Origin of the sequence: Bradyrhizobium sp. ERR14 (genome assembly GCF_014198235.1) — a bacterium.
Classification (GTDB): Bacteria; Pseudomonadota; Alphaproteobacteria; order Rhizobiales; family Xanthobacteraceae; genus Bradyrhizobium.
On the sequence record NZ_JACIHD010000065.1, the window covers coordinates 1 to 1,259 of the forward strand.

The following is a 1,259-nucleotide window of genomic DNA, read 5'->3' on the forward strand; positions in this document are numbered from 1 at the left end:
AGCTAGCACTGCTTTGGCAAATTGTTGATTTTGTCGCGTTTTATGGGATTCCGAATCAATTTTTCAATGATTCATGGGTGGTCGGCTCTTGGAGGGCTGACCATGCCGGGATGGGAAGACGAACTCGAACGCTGGCTGATGGCGTTCTTGGACCGGCTGGGTCATAAGACCCGGCAGCGGATATGTCCTCTGTATGTTGCGGGTTTGATCGGTCCTGGCGATCGAAAGAGCGTTCAGCCGATGGCGGAACGCCTTGCCACGAGCAACTACGACCAGTTGCACCATTTCATTGCGGACGGTATCTGGGACGCGACGCCGCTGGAGACAGAGTTGCTCAACCAGGCGGACCGACTTGTCGGCGGCAGGGATGCGGTGCTGGTTATTGATGACACCTCACTTCCCAAGAAGGGTGAGCGCTCGGTCGGTGTTGCGGCTCAATACGCCTCGGCACTCGGTAAAACGGCAAATTGCCAAACACTGGTGTCTTTGACGCTTGCGAGCGGCGAAGTGCCCGTGATGGTCGCGTTACGTCTCTTTCTGCCTGACAGTTGGACAAGCGACGTATCTCGTTTGAAGCGCGCTCGCGTGCCAGTCGAACATCGAACGCCACGGTCCAAGCCGGAGATTGCTTTGGCCGAGATTGACCGCGCGATAGCAGCCAATGTGCGCTTTGGATATGTGCTGGCGGATGCAGGATACGGCCTCAGCGCACCGTTTCGACAAGGGCTAACAGAGCGCGGGCTGGTCTGGGCTGTCGGAATCCTCGGCACCTGAAAGTGTATCCGGTCGATGTGAAGCTCACTTGGCCGATTACCAAAGCCCGCGGGAAACCACGAAAACACCACGTGCCCGATATCTTATCGATTGCGGCAGAACAAATGCTGGCCAGCGCCAAATGGAAAACCGTGAGTTGGCGCAGCGGGACGAAAGGTCGGCTCAAAGCCCGATTTGCTGCCCTCCGTGTCCGCACCGCCGACGGCCCTCCGCAGCGGATATGGGATAAGGGTCAGCAGCATCTCCCAGGCGACGAAGCCTGGCTCATTGGCGAGCAACGGGCCTCGGGCGAGAAGAAATACTATCTCGCCAATCTTCCGGCGACGGATCTGCGCACGCCAGCAGCCACCATCAAGGCACGGTGGATTTGCGAGCAAGCGCATCAGCAGTTGAAGGAGGAGCTTGGACTTGATCACTTCGAAGGGCGATCATGGCAGGGTCTTCATCGCCACGCCCTGATGACAATGATTGCCTACGCCTTCCTG

Annotated in this window: 1 pseudogene; it reads left to right on the forward strand. The window is 57.8% G+C overall.

The annotated features are described in order from the left end of the window. Positions 1 to 66 precede the first annotated feature (66 nt). Positions 67 to 1,259: pseudogene (locus tag GGD62_RS40520) on the forward strand (IS701 family transposase); the annotation flags it as partial.